The sequence below is a fragment of the Bradyrhizobium barranii subsp. apii genome, assembly GCF_011516635.5.
In the GTDB taxonomy this organism is placed as follows: Bacteria; Pseudomonadota; Alphaproteobacteria; order Rhizobiales; family Xanthobacteraceae; genus Bradyrhizobium; species Bradyrhizobium barranii.
This window is the reverse complement of sequence record NZ_CP096255.1, coordinates 3942982-3961996: the sequence shown is the minus strand read 5'-3', so window position 1 is coordinate 3961996 and position 19015 is coordinate 3942982. Positions and strand designations below refer to the sequence as shown.

Below are 19015 nucleotides of genomic sequence, written 5' to 3'. Positions count from 1 at the left end.
GAGGCATGCAAGCTAGCACGGCAGGTCATTACCAACACGGAAAAACCGGCAAGCGGAACGCGATTAATTGCATTTCCGTATCGTCCGATTGCACTTCCAGATCGATCTGAATTCGCAATCGCAGCATGAGACAGCTTTATTGATCTTCGAACGATTCCAAATAGTTTGCGATCAAGGGACGCTCAATCTGAGAACTTTGCGATCAAGGGACGCTCAATCTGAGAACAAAGAATGACAGCGGTTTACGAGCCTTGGGACGAGACGCGCGGCGCCGAGATCATCGCCGAACATGCGAAGCAAGAGGGCGCGACGCTGGTCATCCTGCACGCCCTTCAGGAGGCGTTCGGCTACGTGCCGGAGGCGGCGATCCCCATGGTGGCGCAGGCGCTGAATCTGTCGCGCGCCGAGGTGCATGGCGTGTTCACCTTCTACCATGATTTCCGCCACAAGCCGGCCGGGCGTCATGTCCTGAAGCTTTGTCGCGCGGAAGCGTGTCAGGCTGCGGGGGGCGATGCTCTCGCTGCACGCGCCGAGGCGAAGCTTGGCGTGCCCCTCGGCAACACGACCGCCGATGATCGCGTCACGCTGGAGCCGATCTACTGCCTCGGGCTGTGCGCGACCGCACCGTCCGCAATGCTCGACGGCCGCCTCATTGGGCGGCTCGATGAGAAGCGCCTCGATGCACTCGTTGCGGAGGCCCAGCGATGAGCATGCGTCTATTCGTCTCACGCGACGCGGGTGCGATTGCGGTTGGCGCCGACGAGGTTGCGCTGGCGCTGGAGCAGGATGCGGCCAAGCGCGGCGTTGCAGTCGAGATCGTCAGGACTGGCTCGCGCGGCATGTACTGGCTGGAGCCGCTGGTCGAGGTTGCGACGCCGCAGGGCCGGATCGCCTTCGGCCCGGTGACCGAGGCCGATGTGCCCTCCCTGCTCGACGCCCTCGCCAGCAACACGCCGCATCTGCTGCGGCTGGGGGCGACCGACGAGATCCCCTGGCTGAAGCGCCAGACCCGCCTCACCTTCGCCCGCTGCGGCGTGATCGATCCGCGCTCGCTCGACGACTACCGCGCGCATGGCGGCTATAAGGGCCTCGAGCGCGCGCTGTCGCTCGGCTCGGATGCGATCCTCGCCGAGGTCACCGCATCCGGCCTGCGTGGCCGCGGCGGTGCGGGCTTCCCGACCGGCATCAAGTGGAAGACCGTTGCGCAGGCGAAGGCCGACCGCAAATTCATCGTCTGCAACGCCGACGAAGGCGACAGCGGCACCTTTGCCGACCGCATGATCATGGAAGGTGACCCCTTCCTGGTGATCGAGGGCATGACGACCGCCGGCATCACCGTCGGCGCGACCAAGGGCTACATCTACATCCGCAGCGAATACCCGCACGCAGTCGAAGCGATGAACGCGGCCATCAAGGCAGCAAAGCGCGGCGGCTATCTCGGCGACAAGATCGGCGGCTCCACCTACAGCTTCGATCTCGAAGTGCGGGTCGGCGCCGGCGCTTACGTTTGCGGCGAAGAGACCTCGCTGCTGGAGAGTCTCGAAGGCCGCCGTGGCCTGGTCCGCGCCAAGCCGCCGCTGCCCGCGCATCACGGCCTGTTCGGCAAGCCGACCGTCATCAACAACGTGCTGTCGTTCGCCGCCATCCCCTTCATCCTCGCCGAGGGCGCCAAGGCCTATGCTGATTTCGGCATGGGCCGCTCGCGCGGCACGATGCCGATCCAGCTCGCCGGCAACATCCGCCATGGCGGGCTGTTCGAAACGGCGTTCGGCGTCACGCTCGGCGAGCTCGTCGACGACATCGGCGGTGGCACGTTCACGGGCCGCCCGGTCCGCGCGGTGCAGGTCGGCGGCCCGCTCGGCGCCTATTTCCCGCGCGCGCTGTTCGACACCCCGTTCGACTACGAAGCCTTCGCCGCACGCGACGGCCTTATCGGCCATGGCGGCATCGTCGTGTTCGACGACAGCGTCGACATGCGCAACCAAGCGCGCTTCGCCATGGAATTCTGCGCCATCGAATCCTGCGGCAAGTGCACGCCCTGCCGGATCGGCTCGACCCGTGGCGTCGAGACCATCGAAAAGATCATCCGCGGCGAGCGCGTGAGCGAAAATCTCGCACTCGTCGAAGACCTCTGCAACACCATGAAATTCGGCTCGCTCTGCGCACTCGGGGGCTTCACGCCCTACCCCGTGCTCAGCGCTTTGAAGCATTTCCGGGAGGATTTCATCCCGGCCCCGACCACGCTTCAGGCCGCGGAATAGGAGAACGACGATGTCTCTGATCGAAGAAATCGACTACGGCACACCGCGCTCCAAATCGACGACTATGGTGACGCTGACCATCGACGGCAACCAGGTCACGGTGCCCGAGGGCACCTCGATCATGCGGGCCGCGATGGATGCAGGCCACCAGATCCCGAAACTCTGCGCGACCGACATGGTCGACGCGTTCGGCTCCTGCCGTCTCTGCGTCGTCGAGATCGAGGGTCGCGCCGGCACGCCGGCTTCCTGCACCACGCCGGTCATGAGCGGCCTCGTCGTGCACACCCAGAGCGAACGGCTGAAGAAGCTGCGCAAGGGCGTGATGGAGCTCTACATCTCCGACCATCCGCTTGACTGTCTCACCTGCGGCGCCAACGGCGATTGCGAATTGCAGGACATGGCAGGCGCCGTAGGCCTCCGCGACGTGCGTTACGGCTATGAGGGCGAGAACCACGTCTTCGCCAAGACACCTGGCAAATCCAACGGCGAGGTCAACGCCGCATGGATGCCGAAGGATGAGTCCAACCCCTATTTCACCTACGATCCGTCGAAGTGCATCGTCTGCTCGCGCTGCGTCCGCGCCTGCGAGGAAGTGCAAGGCACCTTCGCACTGACCATCTCGGGCCGCGGCTTCGACAGCCGCGTTTCGCCCGGCATGAGCGAGAGCTTCCTCGGTTCCGAATGCGTCTCCTGCGGCGCCTGCGTGCAGGCTTGCCCGACCGCGACGCTGACGGAAAAGTCGGTGATCGAGATCGGCCAGCCCGAGCACTCCGTCGTCACCACCTGCGCCTATTGCGGCGTCGGCTGCGCCTTCAAGGCCGAGATGCGCGGCGAGGAAGTCGTGCGCATGGTGCCGTACAAGGACGGCAAGGCCAATCGCGGCCATTCCTGCGTCAAGGGCCGCTTCGCCTGGGGCTACACCAACCACAAGGAGCGTATCCTCAACCCGATGATCCGCGAGCGGATCGAGGATCCCTGGCGCGAAGTCTCCTGGGATGAGGCGTTCTCGTTTGCCGCTGCCAAGATGCGCGGCATCCAGAAGAAATACGGCCGTGACGCCATCGGCGGCATCACCTCGTCCCGCTGCACCAATGAAGAAACCTATCTGGTGCAGAAGCTGATCCGCGGCGGCTTCGGCAACAACAATGTCGACACCTGCGCCCGCGTCTGCCATTCGCCGACCGGCTACGGCCTGTCGCAGACCTTCGGCACGTCGGCCGGCACGCAGGACTTCGACTCGGTGGAAGATACCGACGTCGCGGTCATCATTGGTGCAAATCCCGCCTCCGCTCACCCGGTGTTCGCGTCGCGCCTGAAGAAGCGGCTGCGCCAGGGCGCAAAGCTGATCGTGATCGATCCGCGCCGCACCGAGATGGTGGAATCACCGCATGTAAAGGCGCTGCACCTGCCGCTGATGCCCGGTACCAACGTTGCCGTCGTGACCGCGCTGGCGCATGTCATCGTCACCGAGGGCCTCGCCAACGAGGCCTTCGTGCGCGAGCGCTGCGACTGGGCCGAGTTCGAGGAATGGGCCGCCTTCGTCGCCCAGCCGAAACACAGCCCGGAAGCCACCGCGATCCTCACCGGCGTCGATCCGCAGGTGCTGCGTGAAGCCGCGCGCATCTACGCCACCGGCGGCAATGGCGCGATCTATTACGGCCTCGGCGTCACCGAGCACAGCCAGGGCTCGACCACGGTGATCGCGATCGCCAACCTCGCGATGGCGACCGGCAATATCGGCCGTCCCGGCGTCGGCGTGAACCCGCTGCGCGGCCAGAACAACGTGCAGGGTTCCTGCGACATGGGCTCGTTCCCGCACGAGCTGCCGGGCTATCGCCACATCTCGGGCGACGCCGTGCGCGACCAGTTCGAAGCGTTGTGGAACGTCAAGCTCAACCCGGAGCCGGGCCTGCGCATTCCCAACATGTTCGATGCCGCGATCGAAGGCACGTTCATGGGCATCTACGTGCAGGGCGAGGACATCCTCCAGTCCGATCCCAACACCAAGCACGTGGTGGCGGCGCTGTCGTCGATGGAATGCGTCATCGTTCACGACCTCTTCCTGAACGAGACCGCAAACTACGCCCATGTCTTCCTGCCCGGCTCGAGCTTCCTCGAGAAGGACGGCACCTTCACCAACGCCGAGCGCCGCATCCAGCGCGTCCGCAAGGTGATGTCACCGAAGAACGGCATGGCCGACTGGGAGGTCACCATCGCCCTCGCCAAGGCCATGGGCTTCGAGATGAACTACAGCCATCCGTCCGAGATCATGGACGAGATCGCGGCACTGACGCCGACGTTTACCGGCGTCTCCTACGCCAAGCTCGACGAACTCGGCTCGGTGCAGTGGCCCTGCAACGAGAAGGCGCCGGAGGGCACCCCGGTGATGCATATCGGCGGCTTCGTCCGCGGCAAGGGCAAGTTCATCGTCACGGAATACGTCGCGACCGACGAGCGCACCGGCCCCCGCTTCCCGCTGCTGCTCACCACGGGCCGCATCCTCAGCCAGTACAATGTCGGCGCGCAGACAAGGCGCACCGAGAACGTGGTCTGGCATGCCGAGGACCGGCTCGAGATTCATCCGCACGACGCCGAGCAGCGCGGTGTGCGCGACGGCGACTGGGTGCGGCTCACGAGCCGTGCGGGCGAAACCACGCTGCGCGCGGAGATCACCGACCGCGTCTCACCGGGCGTCGTCTACACCACCTTCCATCACCCGGACACGCAGGCCAACGTCATCACCACCGACTATTCGGATTGGGCCACCAACTGCCCCGAATACAAGGTCACGGCGGTGCAGATCTCGCCGTCGAACGGCCCGTCCGACTGGCAGAAGGCCTACGACGCGCAGGCGCAGCACTCCCGCCGCATCGCGCCGGCCGAGGCCGCGGAGTAACGGCATGCACGTGCCGGTCCAGGCCATCGACCGCGAGATCTGGCGCGACGGAGTCGCGTCCGAAGGGGCGCGACTGATCCCGGAGGAGACGCCGCTGGCGCTGACCTATAACGGCGGCAGCTATGCCGTCATGATGGGGACGCCGCAGAACCTCGAGGATTTTGCGGTCGGCTTCAGCCTGGACGAAGGCATCATCAGGTCGGTCGACGACATCAAGTCGCTCGAAGTGGTCCGCCTCGACGACGGCATCGAGCTGCGCATGTGGCTGGCGTCGGAAGATGCCGCGCGCATCAGCGAGCGGCGGCGGCACATTGCCGGCCCGACCGGCTGCGGCATTTGCGGCATCGATTCAATCGCCGAGGCCGTGCGGCCTGCGGCCGTCGTCCCACCAGGGTCCAGCTTCACGCCGCAACAGATCATGGCGGCGATGCAGGCGATCGCGCCCCTGCAATCGATCAACATGCAGACGCGCGCAGTCCACGCCGCGGCCTTCTGGTCGCCATCGAATGGCATTGTCGCCCTGCGCGAGGACGTCGGCCGCCATAACGCGCTAGACAAGCTCGCAGGTTCGCTGGCGCGCAGCCGGACGGACGCTAGCGTGGGCATGGTGCTGCTGACGAGCCGTGTCTCGGTCGAGATGGTGCAGAAGACGGCCGCAATCGGCGCCCCGGTGCTGGTCGCCGTCTCGGCGCCCACCGCGCTCGCGGTTCGCACCGCGGAGGCCGCCGGCATCACGTTGATCGCGATTGCCCGCAGCGATGGGTTTGAAGTATTCACGCACCAGAGTCGCGTTACGGCTCATCGTGCTCAGGAGATTATCGATGTCGTCGCCTGACCGCCTCGTCTACATGGCCAACCAGATCGGTACCTTCTTCAAGAGCCAAGGTCACGACAAGGCCGTGCCGGGAATCGCCGACCACATCAAGAAGTTCTGGGATCCCCGGATGAAGCGCGCGATCTTCGCCCATCTCGACGCGGGCGGCGCAGGCCTGGAGCCGAACGTGCGCGAGGCTCTTACCTCGCTGAAGCAGACGACGTCCCTTCCAGCAGCGCCGTAAATACGCGCCTCACCTCGCTCTGCGTTTCCTTCACGCGCGCCTCCAGTGACGAGAAGTCGGGCGCATCGCCGGCGCGCGCCATCACGCGCTGAAGGTCGGTGCCGGCAGTCTCGGGCTTGAAGCCGTCGCTGACGCAGAGCCGCAGGATCTGCGTCAGGTCGTGATAGAGCCGCGCCGCCGCGCGCAGGATCTCCGCCTCCGATTGCGGGAGCACGCCGAGCTTGGCGGCGTTGTCCAGAACCTGAAGGGTGCTGACGTCGAGAATTTCAGGCTTGTCATGGGCGTGAACGAGCTGGAGATATTGCGCGATGAAGTCGATATCGACCATGCCGCCGGCAGCGTATTTGATATCCCAATGGTCGCTTTCGCCCTTCTCCTGCGCGATGGCGCGCCGCATGTCGGCGACGTCGTTGGCAATGGTCGCCCGATCGCGGCGGCGGGTCAGGACATCGCGGATGATACGCTCGATCCGCTCACGGAATTCATCCGAGGCCGATACCACGCGGGCGCGGGTCAGGGCCATGTGCTCCCAGGTCCAGGCCTCGTTGGCCTGGTAGTCCGCGAATGAGACGAGGCTCGACGCCACCGGACCGGCGCGTCCCGACGGGCGCAGCCGCATGTCGATCTCGTACAGCACACCGTAATTGGTGCGTGTGGTGAAGGCACTGATCAGGCGCTGGGTGAAGCGCGCGAAGTAGTGGGCGCCCTGAAGCGATTTGGCCCCGTCGGAGTCCGGATTGTCGCTGTCGAAATCGTACAGCAGGATCAGGTCGAGATCGGACGATGCCGTCATCTCGCGGCTGCCGAGCCGGCCCATCGCGATGATCGCGGTCTCCTGATCCTTGATACGTCCGTGTTGGGCGGCGAAGCGTTCGGCGACAAGATCGTGCACGGTGTGGACGATGCCTTCGGCGACATCGGCGAAAGCCGTGCTGGCCTGCTGCGCCGAGACCGTACCGGAGAGAATGCGCGTGCCGATCAGGAACAGGCTCTCCTGCCCGAACAGGCGGAGACGGTCGAGAAACTCCTCATAGGAGTCGGCGTCGCGCACCGTCGCGGCCAATCGCGCCGACAATTCCTGCTTGTCCGGCATCGCGCCGAAGAATCTGGGATCGATCAGGCCATCCATGAGCTGCGGCTTCCGCGCCAGCATCTCGCCGAGCCGCGGTGCCGCGCCGAGCACCAGCGCCACGAGCGCGACGAGATCGCGGTTCTGGCCGAGTAGCGTGATCAGCCGCCCGCCAAGCTGGAGTGCCTGGAGGAACTGATCGAACGCCACGACGGCGCGATCCGGCTCCTCGGCCCGCGCGAGGCCGTCGATCAGGGCCGGCACGAACTCGACGAAAGCGCTTCGCGTCTGGTCGTTGCGGAACACGCGGTAGTCGCCTGTGATCCAGTCACGTATGGTCTGCGCGAGTGCGGCCGGCTTCTTGAAGCCGAGCGTCGTCAAATATTGCAGCAGGCGCGGATCGTCAGGACCTGCACTGTAGTCGAGCGCCGGCAGCTTTGCCGTGCCGGTCGGGTCATCGCCCTCGAACAGTTTTTCGTAGTGTCCCTGCACGATCTGGAGCTGCCGCAACAGGTCGCGCGCAAAGGCTTCGCGATCCGGATAGCCGAAGAAGCGTGCAAAGCGCTCGACCGCCTCCTTGTCGTCGGGCAACGCATGGGTCTGCTCGTCGGCGATCATCTGGAGGCGGTGCTCGACACGGCGCAGGAATTCATACGCAATCGTCAGCTCGTCACGCGCGGCAAAGGTGATCCAGTTGCTGGTGGCGAGAATATCGAGCGCGGCGAGCGTCGGCCGCACCCGCAACTCCGGATGGCGACCGCCGGCGATCAGCTGCTGCGTTTGCGCGAAAAATTCGATCTCGCGAATGCCGCCACGCCCGACCTTGACGTTGTGCCCCTCGACTGCGATCTCGCTCTGGCCGCGATAGGTCTGCATCTGACGCTTCATGTCGTGGACGTCGGCAAGCGCGGCGAAGTCGAGATGCTTGCGCCAGACGAAGGGCGCGATTTCGGCGAGCAGCGCCTCGCCCGCTTTGGCATCGCCGGCGCAGGCACGCGCCTTGATCATCGCAGCACGCTCCCAGGTGCGCCCTTCCCGCTCGTAATAGTTCAGCGCGGCGTCTCGCGAAATCGCCACTTGCGTCGAGGACGGATCGGGACGCAGGCGCAGGTCGACGCGGAAGACGTAGCCGTCATAGGTACGCTGCTGGAGAATGCGCGCCACGCCCTGCGTCACCCGCACGAAGAACGGCTGCGGCTCGATGTCGGGCGCGAGCGTCGTGGCATCGGGATCGAAGAACACAATGAGGTCGATGTCGCTGGAATAGTTCAGCTCGCCCGCCCCCATCTTGCCCATCGCGAGCACGATCAGGCCGCAGCCCTCTTCCGGAGCTTCGGGATTGGGCGGCAGGATCTTCCCACGTGCGGCTTCCTGCCGCAGCTGGTACTGGAGCGCCGCCTGCACCGAGGATACCGCGACATCGGTCAGCGCCGCCGTCACCCGCATCACCGGCCAGACGCCGCCGATATCGCACAGCGCAGTGAGAAGCGCCGCTTCGGCCTTCATCCTGCGAAGCCGCCGCATCACCTCGGCTTCGTCGCCTGCCGCGAGCACCGCGTCCCTCGCCTCCGCGATCAGCAGCGCGAGATGCGCATCCGGATCGCATTCCAGCAACCGGATCAGCCGCAGCGGGTCAGTGCGCACCAGATCGAACAAATAGGGCGAGAATTCTGCGATGCCGGCCAGAATATCCCGCGCGAATGGATGAGCCAGCAACACGCCAAGACGGGCCGATTGCGCCGGCTCGAGCTCGGCCAGCCAGCTTTCAAGACGTCGTTCGTCGGTGGTGGAAGCGGCAATATGGGGAGCCTCCGCAAAGCGCGCGGCGAGGCTCTCACCAGTCTTGTCCGCGTTTCCCGGCGCGGAGTGGTTCATGCCACCTTCTGTGGCACATCCTGCATTGGCGGAGCAACCCTGTCGCCGGCGCGCGCCGGGAGCACCAGCGTGGCGACGAGGCCGGGCTGGGCATCACCCAGCCGCAATTCTCCGCCATGCAATGTCGCAACCGCGGCGGCAAGGCTGAGACCGAGGCCGGAGCCCGGCAGCGTGCGGCTGGCTTCAAGCCGCACGAATCGCTCGACGACATGCTTGCGGTCGGCTTCGGGGATACCAGGGCCGCGATCGGTGACGCTGAGCAGCACCTGGTCGCCCTCGCGCTTCGCCTCGATGATGATCTGCCTGGAGTCCATGCTGACCACGGTTCCACCGGTCTGCGCGACCGGCTTGCCGTACTTGATCGCGTTCTCGACCAGGTTGGCGAGCGCCTGGCTGATCAATTCGCGGTTGGCGTGAACCGGCGTCGGCTCGGCCTTGACCTTCAAGGTCATGCCATCGTCCTCGGCCAGCGGCTCGTAGAGCTCGTGGATGCCGCCCGCGACTTCGGCGGCGTCGAAATCATCCATGTTGCCGCGCGCCTGGCCGGACTCGGCGCGCGCGATCATCAACAGCGCATTGAAGGTGCGGATCAAGCCGTCGGATTCCTCGATGGTCCGCTCCAGCGCCGCTCGGTAATCGGTCTCGCTGCCCGATTTCGCCAGCGCCTCCTCGGCGCGGTTGCGCAGACGCGTCAGTGGCGTCTTGAGGTCGTGGGCGATGTTGTCGGAGACTTCCTTCAGCCCCGCCATCAGCGCCTCGATCCGCTCCAGCATCGCATTGAGGTTTTCCGCAAGACGATCGAGCTCGTCGCCGCTGCGCCCCACCGGCAGGCGCCCGCTGAGATCGCCGGTCATGATGCGCTGCGCGGTGCCGGTCATCGCATCGATGCGCGTGAGCACGCGGCGCGCGACGAAGATGCCGCCGCCGAGGCCCAGCACGACCACGATCAGGATCGACCATTGCGCGGCCTTGGCGACGATCCCGAACAGGCGCCGCCGCTCGTCGAGGTCGCGGCCGATCAGGAGGCGGAAACCGTTTTCGAGCTCGGTGACGCGCACCAGCGCGCGATGGTCGCGCTCGTCGGCGTCCTCGATCCGCTTGTAGGCCGTCTCCGACCAGCCGCGCGTCGCCATTACGCCCGGCGCCAGCGAGCCGACATTGCCGGCGATCGCCTGCCCGGTCGGCGTGGTCACGAGATAGAGGTTGGCGCCCGGCCGCAGCGCCCGGTACTCGATCGCGAGCACGAGGCCGCGCAGGCCGCGACGGCCGTAGATCTCGTTGATCTCCGAGGTCTCGGCATTGACCGTCTGCGTGATTTCCTCGGTGATCAGCCGCCGCGTATTCCAGGCGAAATAGCCGAGCAGCGAGGCCGCGAAAATCGCAAACAGGAACAGGTAGACCAGCGTCAGCCGGAATGCCGTGGTGCGGACGAGTTTACCGAATCCCGTCACGGATCATGTATCCGGCGCCGCGGATCGTGTGCAGCAGCGGCCGCTCAAAACCCTTGTCGATCTTGGAGCGCAGCCGCGAAATGTGCACGTCGATCACGTTGGTCTGCGGATCGAAATGGTAGTCCCAGACGTTCTCCAGCAGCATGGTGCGCGTCACCACCTGGCCGGCATGCTTCATGAGGTATTCGAGCAGGCGGAATTCGCGCGGCTGGAGCGTCAGTTCGTCCTTGCCGCGGGCGACGCGATGGGACAGCCGGTCGAGTTCGAGATCGCCGACGCGGTAGAGCGTGTCCTCGGCCGGACCGTCGCGGCGCCGCGACAGCACTTCGACCCGGGCCAGCAACTCGGCAAAGGAATAAGGCTTCGGCAGATAGTCGTCGCCGCCGGCGCGCAGACCCTTAATGCGATCGTCGACCTGCCCGAGCGCGGAGAGAATCAGCACCGGCGACGAGTCGCCCTTGTCGCGCAACGCGCCGATCAGGGACAGGCCGTCACGCTTGGGCAGCATGCGGTCGACCACCAGCACGTCGTAATCGCCGCTCTCGGCCATGGCGAGGCCTTCCTCGCCGTCGGCGGCGTGGTCGGCAATGTGTCCGACTTCACGAAACGCCTTCACGAGATAGTCGGCGGATTCGCGGTCGTCTTCGATGATGAGGAGGCGCATCGTGCGTTCGGCGGCGGTCAAGGGGGTCAACCTTTCCTGAACATGGCGCGAGCGGCAATCGCATGCAAGCCAAGCAAACGGGACTTGGGTAGGCAAAAAGGCGGGCGGTGAAGCTGGGGGGACCTCACCGCCCTAGGCCTTCCGACGGAGGGGGGCGTAATTCCACCGGAAGGTAGGCTGGGGGAGCGGGCCTTATGCTGCTCCCCCGAAGGGCGTCGGCGGCGGGGGCGACTGATGCCGGCGACACCCCTCATCTCGTAGACCTCCTGACGGCTTAGCCCTTGGCGATGGGCACGGCGACGAAGCGCGACTGGCCGCCGCTCTTCACGCGCATCAGGACGCTGTTCTTGTTGTCGGTCCGCGCCGTGTTGATGGCGTCGCGGACTTCGCCGGCGGTGCTCACGCTCTTGCCGCCGACTTCGAGAATAACGTCGCCTTCCTTGAAGCCGCGTTCGGCCGCGGCGCTCTTCGGATCGACTTCGGTGACCACGACACCTTCCTTGCCGGCGCCAGCCACGGAGTCGGCGGGCGCGACGGTCATGCCGAGCTTGGGCACGTCGGTGCCACGGCTCGCACCCTTGCCGCTATCCTTGTCGGTGTCGGCCTTGGCCTCGATCGTGTTCGGCAGCTGGCCGAGGGTGAGGTTCACGACCTTGTCCTGGCCCTTGTGCAACACGTTGAGCTTCACGGTCGCGCCGGGCGCCATGCCGCCGATGGTGCGTGCAAGCTCGCGGGCATCCTTGACGGATTCACCGTTGACCGAGGTGATCACGTCGCCGGACTCGATGCCGGCCTTCGCCGCCGGACCGTTCGCCTGCGGCTCCGCCACCAGCGCACCTTCAGCCTTCTTCATGCCGAGGCTGTCGGCGATATCGGACGTCACCGGCTGGATCTGGACGCCGATCCAGCCGCGGCTGACCGAGCCCTTGTCCTTGAGCTGGGCCACCACGCTCTTCACGGTGCTCGCGGGAATCGAGAACGCGATGCCGACGCTGCCGCCGGAGGGCGAGTAGATCGCGGTATTGACGCCCATCACCTCGCCGTTGGTGTCGAAAGCGGGACCACCGGAATTGCCCTTGTTCACGGGCGCATCGATCTGGATGAAATCGTCATAGGGACCGTTGCCGATGTCGCGGCCGCTGGCCGAGACGATGCCCGCAGTCACGGTGCCGCCGAGGCCGAAGGGATTGCCGACCGCGAGCACCCAGTCGCCGATCCGCGGCTTGCTGTCGGCGAGCTTGGCGAACGGGAAGTTCGAGCTGCCCTCGACCTTGATGAGGGCGAGGTCAGTGCGCTGGTCGGTGCCGATCACCTTGGCGGTATAGGTCTTGCCGTCGTCGGTCGTGACCTCGACCTTGTCGGCGCCGTCGACCACGTGGTTGTTGGTCACGGCAAAACCGTCGGCGGAGATGAAGAAGCCGGAGCCCTGGCCCTGCACGACGCGGCCGCGGCCACCCTTCTGGCCCGGGAAACCATCCGGACCGCCGAAGCGGCGGAAGAAGCGCTCCATCGGCGAGCCGGGCTGGAACGGCGAGGAGGAATCGTCGCCATCGTCGTTGCTTGCGGTCTTCTCCTTGATGTTGACCTTCACCGAGATCACCGACGGTTTCACGCGCTCGACGATGTCGGCGAACCCGACCGGACGCTCAACCTTCCGGACCTCGTTGTTGACCTGCGCATGCGCCGGGCTGGAGAACAGCTCGCTCGGCGAGGTCGACGGGCTGAAGCCGTGGACGGCAATCCCGAGGCCAGCGACGACCGAAGCCATCAGCGCGATCCTGCGCGCGGAGAAAACCGACCGGCGGGGCGGCCGGTAGGACGGAAGGTTCGTGAGGTCGGGACGGTCGGTCATGCAGGAATCTCCAAGGCCTTGAATTCTTTCGGTGCCGGATGGCAGCACGTTACGGACATGAAGATGGGGGCTCCCGCCTTACCGTGCGCTGGCGGCGGGGTTAAACTTTTGTAATGAAGGGTCGCGCCGTTGCGGCAGTTTATCGCACGCCGAAAGTCGTGGCCTTACAGGAACTTAATCGAGTTCCCCTGACGAGCGCAGAACACGCCTTTGGCGAGATCAGCTCGCCCTCACGCTGACGATGAATTCGTCGACTTCACGCTTCAGGGTTTCGGCCTGCTGCGACAGATCGACGGCGGAATCGCGCGCTTCGGCCGCCATGCGGCCGGTCTCCGCCGACGTCGAGGTGATCTGGACGATGTGGTTGGAGACGTCCAGCGTTCCATGCGCGGCATCCTGCGCGCTGCGGGTGATGTCCTGCGTGGCGTTGCGCTGCTGGGCGGTGTCGACCTCGATGCCCGACATGATCGACGAGATCTCCGACAGCGTCTTCGAGATGCCGTCGATCGCGCCGCGCGTCTCCGCGGTGATGCCCTGGATGCTGGCGACGTGCGAGGTGATCTCCTCCGTCGCCTTGCTGGTCTGGTGCGCGAGGCTCTTCACTTCGGAGGCAACCACGGCAAAACCCTTGCCGGCGTCCCCTGCCCGCGCCGCCTCGATGGTGGCGTTGAGCGCCAGCAGGTTGGTCTGCGAGGCGATCGCCTGCACGAGCTGCACGACCTCGCCGATCTTGTCGGCGGCATCCGACAGCGTGTGGATGGTGTCGCGGCTCTTCTCGGCCTGCGTCGCCGCGCCTTCGGCACGCTGCGTCGCGTCGGTGACGCGGCGGCTGATCGTGCCGATCGAGTTCGTCATCTCCTCGGCCGAGCCCGCGACGATCTGCACGCTGGCGCTGGCGTGGTTCGCCGCGCTCGCGACTGCATTGGCCTTGGAGCTGGTGTCGTTGGCCGTCCGTGACAGCGTTTCGGCATTGCTCTTCAGGTGCGCGGCCGAGGACGCCACGCTGTCGACCACGCTGGCAACGAGATCGTTGAAGCGCTTGATCCGGGCGTCCAGGAATTTCGACCGCTCGGCCTGATGCTGCGCTTCGTGTAATTGCTGCTCGGTGAGGCGCCGCCGCTCCAGGCCGTTTGTCTTGAACACTTCCAGTGCACCGGCGAGCAGGCCGATCTCGTTGGTAACGCCGAGGCCCGGAACAGGCGTCTCGAATTTCTGATCGGCGACCTCACGCATGGCGTGCACAATCGCCGCCAGCGGATTGAGGATGCCGTTGCGCACAGCGAACCAGGTAGTGAGGCAGATCGCGACAGCGACCACCGTGATCACGCCGCAGGCGATCAGGAAATAGGAGAATGCCGCCTGCGCCTGCTGGTAGATCAGCATTGCATGCTCGCGCGCGGGGCCGCTCAGCGCGGCGAAATCCGACGACAGGCTGGTGATCTCGTTGTTGAGGTAGAGCACCGCGACGAAGCCGGTGCCGCCGCCGATGCCCAGCAGGAACAATAATGCAGCGACGACGGCGCCGATCAGGAAGCGGATCGTCAGATTGCTGTTCGTGAACATCGCTGAGGACTCAAAAATCTGGAATTGAATTTCGCGACAAGCTTCCAGACAAAGGTCAACAGAGCATGAAACACGCTGTGGCAGACGGCCTACGTATCATTACGTAGCCTAGGACGACTTCGTCTCGTCCGACATCAAGGCGGCGAGCTGCGACTCTTCATCCGCAGTGAGCGGCGGAGCTGGTAGGTCTGCACCGCTTCGCGCGCGCCGGCGGATTTGCAGCCAGAGCGCCAGGCCGCCGCTGATCAGCAGCAGCGGCGCGAGCAGCCACAACAGCATGGTCTGCCGCTCGAAGCGCGGCTTGAGCAGCACGAACTCGCCATAGCGCGCGACCAGGAAGTCGAGCACCTGCGAATTGCTGTCGCCGGCAGCGATCCGCTCGCGCACCAGCAGCCGCAAATCGCGCGCCAGCGGCGCGTCGGAATCGTCGATCGACTGGTTCTGGCAGACCATGCAGCGCAGCTCGCGCGACAAGTCGCGGGCGCGTGCCTCCTTCACGGGATCCGACATGATCTCGTCGGGCTGCACGGCGTGGGCGGCGGGCAAAGCCAGCAGCATGAGCGCAACGATCGTGACCATCATCCGCCGCATCGGATCACTCCGCCGGCTGAAGGCGCTGCTTGGCCCGCGCCGGCTTCGGTGCGCCGACCCGCAGGCGCCGGTCGGACAGCGACAGCATGCCGCCAAAGGCCATGAGCACCGGCCCCCACCAGATCAGCAGCACCAGCGGCTTGTGATAGATGCGCACCGCAATGGCGCCATCGGCAGTCGCGTCGCCGAGGGAAACGTAGAGCTGGCTCGCGCCGCGCGTCAGCAATGCGGCCTCGGTGGTCGAGGACCCGCGCGTCGTGAAGTTGCGCTTGGACGGCGTCATGACGCTGATCTTCTCACCGTCGCGGCTGACGTTGAACTCGGCGATCATCTCGCGGAAGTTCGGCCCCTGACGCTGGGACAGGCCGTCGAGCTTGAGATCATAGCCGGCGACGTGTGCAACGTCGTTCTGCTTCATGGTCGCGATATACTCGCTGTTCCAGGTGGTCTCGCAGACGATCCCGATCAGCGCGACGCCGAGGCCCGCATGGGCAAACACAGAACCCCAGGCCGAACGCGGCAGGCCGCGGGCCCGGTGCAGCGTCGTTGCGAACGGCAGGCGGAACAAACCGGTCCGTTCGGACAGATCGGTCACGGCACCGGCGATGACGAAGACTCCAAGCCCAATTGCCAATGGTGCCAGCGCACTGCCACCACGGGTCCAGGCCCAGACGATGGCGATCACAACGAGCGCGGCAACGCCCGCCGCAAGCAGCCGCTGGGTGACGCCGAGCAGATCGCCGCGCTTCCACGCCAGCATCGGCCCGAACGGCACCACGAGCAGCAGCAGCGCGAACAGCGGGACGAAGGTGAGATTGTAGAAGGGCGCGCCGACCGACATCTTGAAGTCGAGCGCTTCCATCGCCAGCGGATAGAGCGTGCCGAACAGCACGACCGCGCAGGCTACGCTGAGCAGCAGATTGTTCAAGACCAGCGCGCCCTCGCGCGAGATCGGCGCGAACAGGCCGCCCTGCTTCAACGAGGTCGCGCGCCCTGCGAACAGCGACAGGCTGCCGCCGATGAACAGGCAGAGGATCAGCAGGATGAACACGCCGCGCGTCGGATCGGTGGCGAAAGCGTGCACGGAGGTGATGACGCCCGAACGCACCAGGAAGGTGCCGAGCAGCGACAGCGAGAAGGTCAGGATCGACAGCAGGATGGTCCAGACCTTCAGCGCGTTGCGCTTCTCCATCACCAGCGCCGAGTGCAGCAGCGCCGTGCCGGCGAGCCACGGCATCAGCGAGGCGTTTTCGACCGGATCCCAGAACCACCAGCCGCCCCAGCCGAGCTCGTAATACGCCCAGTACGAGCCCATCGCGATGCCGAGCGTCAGGAAGATCCAGGCCACCAGCGTCCACGGCCGCACCCAGCGCGCCCAGGCCGCGTCGATCCGCCCCTCCATCAGCGCCGCGATGGCGAAGGAGAACGAGATCGAGAAGCCGACATAACCGAGATAGAGCATCGGCGGATGCACGGCGAGGCCGATGTCCTGGAGCACCGGATTGAGATCGCGTCCCTCGATCGGCGGATTGGCGATGCGCAGGAACGGGTTCGATGTCACCAGGATGAAGAGATAGAAGGCGCTGGCGATCCACGCCTGCACGGCCAGCACATGCGCGCGCAGCGACAGCGGCAGATTGTTGCCGAAGGCGGCGACCATTCCGCCGAACAGCGCCAGGATCGACACCCACAGCAGCATCGAGCCTTCATGGTTCCCCCACACGCCGGTGATCTTGTAGATCAGCGGCTTCATCGAATGGGAGTTCTCGTAGACGTTGGCGACGGAGAAATCCGAGTTCACGTGAAGCATCACGAGCGCGATGAACGACGCACCGACGAACAGCAGCTGCGCCAGCGCGGCGGAGCGCGCCACGTTCATCAGCGCGTCATCGCGCAAGCGCGCACCGATCAGCGGCACGATGGACTGGATCAGCGCCAGGCCGAGGGCCAGCACCAGCGCGTAGTGTCCGGATTCCGCGATCAACGCACTGCTCCCTGCGGGTTGCCCTGCGCGGTCGTCGCCGCGGGCTTGACGCTATCAGAAGCCTTGGCGCCGTAATCGTCCTTCCAGTGCCCCTGCTTCTTCAGGGCATCGGCGACTTCCTTGGGCATGTAGGTCTCATCGTGCTTGGCGAGCACGGTGTCGGCCTTGAACACGCCATTGGCGTCGAGCGCGCCTTCGGCGACCACGCCCTGCCCTTCCCGGAACAGGTCGGGCAGGATGCCCTTGTAGGCGACCGGCAGCTTGGCGCCACCGTCGGCAACCTCGAAGGTCACGGCGAGATTATCGCCGCGCTGGAGCGAGCCGGGCTGCACCAGGCCGCCGAGACGGAACCGCTTGCCGGGCTCGACGTGCTTTTCGGCGACCATCGTCGGCGTCGAGAAGAACACGATGGAGTCGCGCAGAGCGTTGAGCACGAGCGCGGCCGCAAGCGCGAGCACCGCGAGGGAGCCGCCGATGATGGTCATACGTCGCTGCTTGCGCGTCATCGCGTATCCGTTCTCCGCTCGCCTCGTCCCGACATCGTCATCCGTCGAGCCCGAGAGTCTTGAGGCCTTCGTTGAGCTGGCGCAGCCGCGCTACGTCGTTGGCGACGGCCTGTCGCGCGTCGGTCGAAGCGCCCATTGCCTTGTCACGATCGCCCATCACGAGATAGGCGCGCACCAGGCGCAGCCAACCCTCGACATCATCGCCGTTCTGCCTCAGCCGGGTGGCCAGGCGTTCGACCATGCCGCGCACCATTGCGTTGCGATCGCCCTCGTTCATGTCCTTGGAGGCTGCGATCGTCTCGTCCGACAGCGCCGGCATCGTAGCACCACCGCCGCCGACCCGCGCCAGCGAGGTCTGCACCAGAGGACGCCACGGCGCATCCGCCGGCGCTTTCGCCAGCAGTGAGCGCCAGATGTTGGCGGCGTCGTCCTTGCGGCCATCCTGCTCGGCGGCAAGCCCGAGGAAATAGTTCGCCTTGGGATCGTCCGCGTTCAGGCCACGCGCGCGCTCGAATTCGGTCTTGGCCTCGGCGGTCACCACACCGCCGGCAGCAGCCGCGATCGCCTCGCCGAGATCGGCCCGGCGCTCCGAACTCTCGCCATTGTAGGTGAGCGAGTTGCGATAGGCGCGCACCGCATCGTCGAAGCGGCCAAGCCGCACCAGCACCGGCGCGAGCACGTTCCAGCCGCGCCCGTCGGTCGGATTCTTTTCCAGATGCTGCTCGACCTGCACGACGAGATTCTCGAGCGCCATGCCGGACCCTGCCCCGCGCTCCCGCTGCGCCAGGGGAAAGTCCTGGAGCCTGGGCGAGCCGAGCGGCATGTAGACGCCGATCGCAATGAGCGGCAGGCCGGCAAGCGCCAGCACAGCCGCCGCGCGGCGCCATTTGAGGCTCGATGTCGGTTCCGATACCGGCTCGCTCCCGGCCGCGGCAAGCAGCCTGCGGCTGATCTCGACACGTGCGGCCTCGGCTTCCGGCGCGGCGATCAGTCCTGCGGCGAGATCACGCTCGATCTCGGCCAACTGGTCCTTGTAGACCGCGACCTCGCTCCCCTGATTTTGCGCGCGTCCGCCGCGGCCGAGCGGCAGAAGCACGGCGAAAATCGCCGCGACCGTCATCAGCGCGAACACGAACCATAGCGTCATCTGGCAAGCTTCCGGCGGCGCGCGAACCGCGCCCATAGGTGGCTTTACACCACGGCCGGACGATGCGGCAATTGACAATTGTCAATTCGGCGCGACCG

General features: G+C 65.8%; 14 protein-coding genes. 5 read left to right on the top strand and 9 right to left on the bottom strand.

The genetic code is table 11. The features are described from left to right. Positions 1 to 231 precede the first annotated feature (231 nt). The 5 genes from HAP41_RS18730 to HAP41_RS18710 are packed head-to-tail and all read left to right on the top strand — an operon-like array spanning position 232 to position 6215. On the top strand, positions 232 to 708 hold the full coding sequence (locus tag HAP41_RS18730) for a formate dehydrogenase subunit gamma (protein WP_135215011.1): 477 nt from the start codon (positions 232 to 234) through the stop codon (positions 706 to 708). Continuing rightward, the gene (locus HAP41_RS18725; protein ID WP_166098364.1) at positions 705 to 2261 is read left to right on the top strand and encodes a formate dehydrogenase beta subunit; all 1557 of its coding nucleotides are present in this window, start codon (positions 705 to 707) and stop codon (positions 2259 to 2261) included. The genes HAP41_RS18730 and HAP41_RS18725 overlap by 4 nt, the downstream gene beginning before the upstream one ends. Before the next feature lie 10 nt (positions 2262 to 2271). Next, the gene (gene fdhF / locus HAP41_RS18720; protein WP_166098369.1) at positions 2272 to 5157 is read left to right on the top strand and encodes a formate dehydrogenase subunit alpha; all 2886 of its coding nucleotides are present in this window, start codon (positions 2272 to 2274) and stop codon (positions 5155 to 5157) included. Positions 5158 to 5161: 4 nt separating this feature from the next. Beyond that, positions 5162 to 5992 carry a formate dehydrogenase accessory sulfurtransferase FdhD gene (gene fdhD / locus HAP41_RS18715; protein WP_071915565.1) on the top strand — a complete coding sequence of 277 codons (831 nt, stop codon included), beginning with the start codon at positions 5162 to 5164 and terminating at the stop codon, positions 5990 to 5992. Then, positions 5979 to 6215 (top strand): formate dehydrogenase subunit delta, encoded by a 237-nt coding sequence (locus tag HAP41_RS18710; protein WP_028151503.1) that lies wholly within the window; start codon positions 5979 to 5981, stop codon positions 6213 to 6215. The genes fdhD and HAP41_RS18710 overlap by 14 nt, the downstream gene beginning before the upstream one ends. Here the strand turns inward: HAP41_RS18710 and HAP41_RS18705 are convergent. The 9 genes from HAP41_RS18705 to ccmI form a co-directional block, all read right to left on the bottom strand. Continuing rightward, on the bottom strand, positions 6172 to 9159 hold the full coding sequence (locus HAP41_RS18705; RefSeq protein WP_166098374.1) for a bifunctional [glutamine synthetase] adenylyltransferase/[glutamine synthetase]-adenylyl-L-tyrosine phosphorylase: 2988 nt from the start codon (positions 9157 to 9159) through the stop codon (positions 6172 to 6174). The genes HAP41_RS18710 and HAP41_RS18705 overlap by 44 nt on opposite strands. Continuing rightward, the gene (locus HAP41_RS18700) at positions 9156 to 10610 is read right to left on the bottom strand and encodes a sensor histidine kinase (RefSeq protein ID WP_166098379.1); all 1455 of its coding nucleotides are present in this window, start codon (positions 10608 to 10610) and stop codon (positions 9156 to 9158) included. Before HAP41_RS18700 ends, HAP41_RS18705 begins: the two co-directional genes overlap by 4 nt. Then, a complete protein-coding gene (locus HAP41_RS18695; protein WP_166098382.1) occupies positions 10594 to 11274 on the bottom strand; it encodes a response regulator transcription factor in 681 nt (226 codons plus the stop codon). Before HAP41_RS18695 ends, HAP41_RS18700 begins: the two co-directional genes overlap by 17 nt. Before the next feature lie 274 nt (positions 11275 to 11548). Then, complete coding sequence (locus tag HAP41_RS18690; protein ID WP_028149896.1) at positions 11549 to 13126, bottom strand: Do family serine endopeptidase; 1578 nt, start codon at positions 13124 to 13126, stop codon at positions 11549 to 11551. Positions 13127 to 13345: 219 nt separating this feature from the next. Then, positions 13346 to 14689, bottom strand: coding sequence for a methyl-accepting chemotaxis protein (locus HAP41_RS18685; protein WP_085402744.1), 1344 nt, complete (start codon positions 14687 to 14689; stop codon positions 13346 to 13348). A 108-nt stretch (positions 14690 to 14797) separates the two neighbouring features. Next, on the bottom strand, positions 14798 to 15280 hold the full coding sequence (locus tag HAP41_RS18680) for a cytochrome c-type biogenesis protein (RefSeq protein ID WP_135214846.1): 483 nt from the start codon (positions 15278 to 15280) through the stop codon (positions 14798 to 14800). Between the two features lie 4 nt (positions 15281 to 15284). Beyond that, positions 15285 to 17264 carry a heme lyase CcmF/NrfE family subunit gene (locus tag HAP41_RS18675; RefSeq protein ID WP_063984546.1) on the bottom strand — a complete coding sequence of 660 codons (1980 nt, stop codon included), beginning with the start codon at positions 17262 to 17264 and terminating at the stop codon, positions 15285 to 15287. Then, positions 17261 to 17770 (bottom strand): cytochrome c maturation protein CcmE, encoded by a 510-nt coding sequence (ccmE, locus tag HAP41_RS18670; protein ID WP_063984547.1) that lies wholly within the window; start codon positions 17768 to 17770, stop codon positions 17261 to 17263. The genes HAP41_RS18675 and ccmE overlap by 4 nt, the downstream gene beginning before the upstream one ends. Before the next feature lie 37 nt (positions 17771 to 17807). Further along, positions 17808 to 18917, bottom strand: coding sequence for a c-type cytochrome biogenesis protein CcmI (gene ccmI / locus HAP41_RS18665; RefSeq protein WP_166098391.1), 1110 nt, complete (start codon positions 18915 to 18917; stop codon positions 17808 to 17810). Between the last annotated feature and the right edge of the window lie 98 nt (positions 18918 to 19015).

Coding starts and splice junctions, on each gene's coding strand:
- HAP41_RS18730 (WP_135215011.1), top strand. CDS start 232: ATGACAGCGGTTTACGAGCCTTGGGACGAGACGCGCGGCGCCGAGATC.
- HAP41_RS18725 (WP_166098364.1), top strand. CDS start 705: ATGAGCATGCGTCTATTCGTCTCACGCGACGCGGGTGCGATTGCGGTT.
- fdhF (WP_166098369.1), top strand. CDS start 2,272: ATGTCTCTGATCGAAGAAATCGACTACGGCACACCGCGCTCCAAATCG.
- fdhD (WP_071915565.1), top strand. CDS start 5,162: ATGCACGTGCCGGTCCAGGCCATCGACCGCGAGATCTGGCGCGACGGA.
- HAP41_RS18710 (WP_028151503.1), top strand. CDS start 5,979: ATGTCGTCGCCTGACCGCCTCGTCTACATGGCCAACCAGATCGGTACC.
- HAP41_RS18705 (WP_166098374.1), bottom strand. CDS start 9,159: ATGAACCACTCCGCGCCGGGAAACGCGGACAAGACTGGTGAGAGCCTC.
- HAP41_RS18695 (WP_166098382.1), bottom strand. CDS start 11,274: ATGCGCCTCCTCATCATCGAAGACGACCGCGAATCCGCCGACTATCTC.
- HAP41_RS18690 (WP_028149896.1), bottom strand. CDS start 13,126: ATGACCGACCGTCCCGACCTCACGAACCTTCCGTCCTACCGGCCGCCC.
- HAP41_RS18685 (WP_085402744.1), bottom strand. CDS start 14,689: ATGTTCACGAACAGCAATCTGACGATCCGCTTCCTGATCGGCGCCGTC.
- HAP41_RS18680 (WP_135214846.1), bottom strand. CDS start 15,280: ATGCGGCGGATGATGGTCACGATCGTTGCGCTCATGCTGCTGGCTTTG.
- ccmE (WP_063984547.1), bottom strand. CDS start 17,770: ATGACGCGCAAGCAGCGACGTATGACCATCATCGGCGGCTCCCTCGCG.
- ccmI (WP_166098391.1), bottom strand. CDS start 18,917: ATGACGCTATGGTTCGTGTTCGCGCTGATGACGGTCGCGGCGATTTTC.